The 4,670-nt window shown below is 65.8% G+C and carries 4 protein-coding genes and 2 pseudogenes; 2 read left to right on the top strand and 4 right to left on the bottom strand.

The window, feature by feature from the left end:
- The 4 genes and pseudogenes from AC1DQP_RS16790 to AC1DQP_RS16775 all read right to left on the bottom strand — a co-directional run.
- A pseudogene (locus AC1DQP_RS16790) lies at positions 1–206 on the bottom strand (DUF423 domain-containing protein); the annotation flags it as partial.
- A 101-nt stretch (positions 207–307) separates the two neighbouring features.
- Positions 308–1,387 carry a polyketide cyclase gene (locus tag AC1DQP_RS16785; protein ID WP_478052045.1) on the bottom strand — a complete coding sequence of 360 codons (1,080 nt, stop codon included), beginning with the start codon at positions 1,385–1,387 and terminating at the stop codon, positions 308–310.
- 282 nt (positions 1,388–1,669) lie between these two features.
- A complete protein-coding gene (locus tag AC1DQP_RS16780; protein ID WP_256776353.1) occupies positions 1,670–2,311 on the bottom strand; it encodes a response regulator in 642 nt (213 codons plus the stop codon).
- Between the two features lie 11 nt (positions 2,312–2,322).
- A complete protein-coding gene (locus tag AC1DQP_RS16775) occupies positions 2,323–3,513 on the bottom strand; it encodes a sensor histidine kinase (RefSeq protein WP_457318635.1) in 1,191 nt (396 codons plus the stop codon).
- A 137-nt stretch (positions 3,514–3,650) separates the two neighbouring features.
- Between AC1DQP_RS16775 and AC1DQP_RS16770 the strand changes: the two genes are divergently transcribed.
- A complete protein-coding gene (locus AC1DQP_RS16770; RefSeq protein ID WP_312238333.1) occupies positions 3,651–4,247 on the top strand; it encodes a GNAT family N-acetyltransferase in 597 nt (198 codons plus the stop codon).
- A gap of 13 nt (positions 4,248–4,260) precedes the next feature.
- A pseudogene (gene minC / locus AC1DQP_RS16765) lies at positions 4,261–4,670 on the top strand (septum site-determining protein MinC); the annotation flags it as partial.

Genomic DNA, 4,670 nt, shown 5'->3' with positions numbered 1-4,670 from the left:
CTGTTCTGCTGGGTGGGGCCGAGGACCGCCAGCGCCAGTCCGTGGCCGAAGGCATACAGCGCGGCGGTAGTGACGTGCGACTGCGCCAGCGGATCGGCGATGCCGTGCGAGGCGTAGGCCGACAGGCCCACTGCCGTGGCCGCCAACAGGCCGCCGAGGCAGGCCAGCAGCGAGGGTTTGCGTGCGCGTCGTTCCAGGTTGAGYATGCGTRCATCCTTCCAAGGCGCTCCGGGTGGGGAGCAAAAAAAAACGCGCCGCAGGGAGCGGCGCGTTTTTCGTCGTGCGTTACATCACGGCAACCGTCGGTTTACTTGACGGCCCAGTAGATGTCGTACGTGCCTTCCGGCGTGAACGACTTGTCCACGCCGTCCTTCCAGGACTCGTACGGACGATCGATCACTTCGTTGCCGTTGGTCACCGACCACGCACGCAGGGCGTTGCGGGCGATATCCAGGCCGGCCATATGGCCGGTGTAGGCCGCGTGGGCCGAACGATGCGGCGCAACGTGCACGTACTTGACCGGCGCACCACCGTCGATCTTGACGGTCAGGGCTTCAGCGGACGCACCGTCAGCACCCTTCTTCTTGACCGGCTGGGCCACGTCGAAGGCGTACTTCTCAGCACCGAAATCGGTGGTGATGATGCGGAACGGACCGGCGGCTTCGAGGTTGTTGGCCTCCATCACGCGCTTGATCCACTCCTGGTTGTCCTTGATGGACTTGGTGATCGTCTCCTGGCCGCGATCCACGTTACCGGCGGTGACGACCAGCAGGTCCTCGACCGGCACGTCCACGATGGCCAGATCGGTCAGCGGGGCTTCGGCGGTGCGGTAGTCGATGTTCGGCACGGTGGCCAGCATGTTGGCCRTGCGCGACAGACCCAGCTTCAGGTCGTCACCGATGTGACGGCTGACGTACAGGCCCGCGTAACGGCCCATCAGGTTGAAGCCGTACTTGACGCTGTAGTCCTGGGTGATCTTGACGTTGCGGCCACCCTTGCCGGTCGGCTCGAGGGTGAAGCTGGTCTTCTTGTCGTGGCCCTTGGTGGCATCCTCGATGTTGATCGACACCAGCTTGTTCTTCTCAGAACCGGTGATCTCCCAGCTACCTTCGCCCAGGGAATTATCCTTGGAGACGTAGTCCAGGCGGGCACCAACGCCGGCAGCGGGGCCGGACAGCTTCAGTTCAACGGCGGGATCGCGCAGCAAGAGCGGGTTCCAGTCCTTGAAGCGGCGCAGGCTGTTGACCGTGTCGTACACGATCGTCATCTTGCGGTTGGTCTCGATGCTTTCGGAAATATGGCGCTCGCCCGGCAGACATACGCCAATGATGACGAACAGGCCAGCCACGATCCCCAAGGCGATCAGGAACTCGATAATACGGGTCATTCAGGAGTCTCCGGGGCCGATCCCACGGCCGGGTTGATTGAAGCGAAGCGCCAATCCTAGCAGGCTTCGCGGGTATGTAGATCAGGATTGGCGCACCGGTATCCATGCCGGCAGCGGTTTTGCATAGACAAGGAGCGGAAAGATAACGCATCACACGCGTCAGCACGTAGCGGATGCGCAATATTTCTTTGCCGGATTCGGCCGATGGCCTCCCTGACCCTGCCGCAACCCTTGTCGCACAAGGGCTGCGACGCAGGTTGCGACAGCGGCCTGCGCCCCGTCTCAGACCAGCTGAAGCTCGAAAGCCTTCAGGACCGCGCGGGTCCGGTCGCGCACGCCCAGCTTGGACAGGATGTTGGACACGTGGTTCTTGATCGTGCCCTCGGCCACGCCCAGCGAGTTGGCGATCTCCTTGTTGGAGAAGCCGCTGGCCATTAGGCGCAGGATCTCGGTCTCGCGGTCGGTCAGCGGGTCGGGCCGGTCCAGGCTGACGAACTCGTTGCGCATGTGCTCCAGCCCGGACAGCAGGCGCTGGGTAACCGCCGGCTGCACCAGCGAACCGCCGTCGGCCACGGTCCGGATCGCGCCGACCAGCTGGTCCAGGGTCACGTCCTTGAGCAGGTAGCCCTTGGCACCGGCCTTGAGCCCGGCCAGCACCAGCTGGTCATCGTCGAAGGTGGTCAGGATGATGGTCGGCGGCAGCTGACCCAGCTTGGACAGCATCTGCAGCGCTTCCAACCCGGACATCACCGGCATGCGCATGTCCATCAGGACCACGTCCGGGCGCACCTGCGGCACCACTTCGACCGCCTGGCGGCCGTCGGCGGCTTCGGCCACCACTTCGATGCCGGCGTCCAGCGCCAGCAGCGAGCGGATTCCCTGCCGCACCAGGGTTTGGTCGTCGACCAGACAGACGCGAATCATCAACGCACTCCTCAAGGAACGGTGGCCAGCAGCAGCACGGGCGCACCGGGAACCGAGGCGCGCAGGCGGAAGCCCTGACCCCGGCGGGTTTCAATCTGCAGCTCACCGCCGCACTGGTACAGACGTTCGCGCATGCCGCGCAGGCCGTTGCCGACCACGATGCCATCGGCGCCCACGCCGTCATCATGCGCCTGGATGACCACCTGGCCTTCACTTTCGCGCCGGACCTGGATCCACAGGTTGCGTGCATTGGCGTGGCGCACGGCATTGGTGATGATTTCCTGGGTGCAGCGCAGCAGCACATGGGCGCGCTCGGGGTCTTCCACGTTCAGGGGCTCGGCGATATCCAGGTGGATGTCCAGCGAGGGCACCTGCTCGGTGAGCGGGCGCAACGCGGCGGCCAGGTCGATGGCGCCACTGTCGCGGATCTGGCTGACCGCCTCGCGCACGTCGGTGAGCAGCAGCTTGGCCAGGGTGTGGGCCTGGTGCACGTGTTCCTGGGCCTGGCCGTCGGTGAGGTGGCCGGCCACTTCCAGGTTCAGGCTGAGCGCGGTGAGGTGGTGACCCAGCAGGTCGTGCAGCTCGCGGGAGATGCGGGTGCGCTCGTTGACCCGGGCGCTTTCGGCCAGCAGCACGCGGGTAGCGCGCAGCTCGGTGTTGAGCCTGCGCTGCTCTTCACGCGCATCGGTCTGCTGCCGCGCCACCAGGCTGGTCACGAAGATGAACATGGAGAAGCCGCCGTACAGCAGCGACTGCATCAGCGCTTCGAACAGCGGCATGCGCAGGATCAGGTAGTACACCGGCAGCACCGCCAGCTGGCTCAGCAACAGCCAGAGCACCCCGCCGCGCACCTGCAGCATCCACGGAATCACCCCGGCGGCGACCATCATCAGGATGCTGCCCAGGCCCGACCCGCTCAGGTAGCTCACCCCCAGCGCCGAGGTGGTGAGCAGCAGCAGCACCACCCGGTCGTACCAGGCCGAATGCCCGCCGCCATCGCGCAGGCCGCGGGTCAGCCAGAAGTAGCACGCACCGAAGGCCAGGTAAGCGGTGAACAGCCACAACGCCCAGCTGTCCAGGCCATCGCCGCGGTGGCGCAGCAGCGATTCGTACTGGGAATAGACCACCGGCAGGCCGACCATGACCCAGGTGAACAGGCCGGCCAGTCGCAGTACTCGGGTTTGGCTCAGGTATCCCAGCATGGACGCATCTTAGGCTGAACCTGCGCCCCTGCACTCCCACATAAGTCATGGCCCCCGATTCGCCGGGGCCGGTCACCCGTGCAATAATCCGACGAGGGCCCCTTGATGGGCCAACCGCGTTACCCCACGGAGTCACAATGTCGATTGTCATCCGCGACGTGCGCGAGCACGAGCTCGATTCCGTCCTGGCCCTGAACAACAACGCCGGCCTGGCCATCCTGCCGCTGGATGCCGCCCGCCTGCGCCTGTTCTACGAAACCGCTGAATATTTCCGCGTCGCCGAGCGCGACGGCAACCTGGCCGGCTTCCTGATCGGCTTCGGCAGCGACAGCCAGCACGACAGCAGCAACTTCGCCTGGTTCCAGCAGCAGCTGGACAGCAAATTCTTCTATATCGACCGCATCGTGGTCGCCAGTCGCCGTCGCGGCGGCGGTGTCGGCCGTGCGTTCTATGCCGACGCGCAGAGCTACGCCGAGCTGCGCTACCCGCAGTTGACCTGCGAGGTGTTCCTGGACCATGGCGCCGATGCGGCGCTGCTGTTCCATGGCAGCTTCGGCTTCCGCGAGGTCGGACAGAACACCATGGAGCACGTGGACGTGCGTGCCAGCATGCTGCTCAAGGACCTGTGCAGTTACCAGTGGGTGCACGACACCTACGGCGACCAGCTGCCGGACGTGCCCTGGGTGGGCCATCGTCGCGAGCCGCTGCGCGCGCATCGACCGACGGGGACCTGAGGTGGCGGCGAACATGGATTTTGAACAGGCCGGTGAACTGAAGATCGGCCAGGYCGGCATCGCCAACCTGCGCATCCGCACCCTGGATGTGGAACGCCTCACCCGTGAAATGCACGACCGCGTGGCACGTGCGCCCAAGCTGTTCGGGCGTGCCGCGGTGATCCTGGATTTTGGCGGGCTCACCCAGATTCCCGATGTGGCCACGGCCCAGGCCCTGCTGGACGGGCTGCGCGGCGCCGGTGTGCTGCCGGTCGCGCTGGCGTACGGCACCACCGAAACCGAAAAACTCTCGCAGCAGCTGGGCCTGCCGCTGCTGGCCAAGTTCCGCGCGCAGTACGAACGCGCCGACCTGGAAGCGGTACAGGCCGCCCCGCCACCGCCGCCGGCCCCCGCGCCTGACCCGGAACCGGCGCGGCGCGCACG

The sequence above is a fragment of the Stenotrophomonas sp. P5_A8 genome (genome assembly GCF_056400545.1).
Note: the sequence above shows the minus strand (reverse complement) of the source record. Positions and strands in the feature narration are given on the sequence as shown.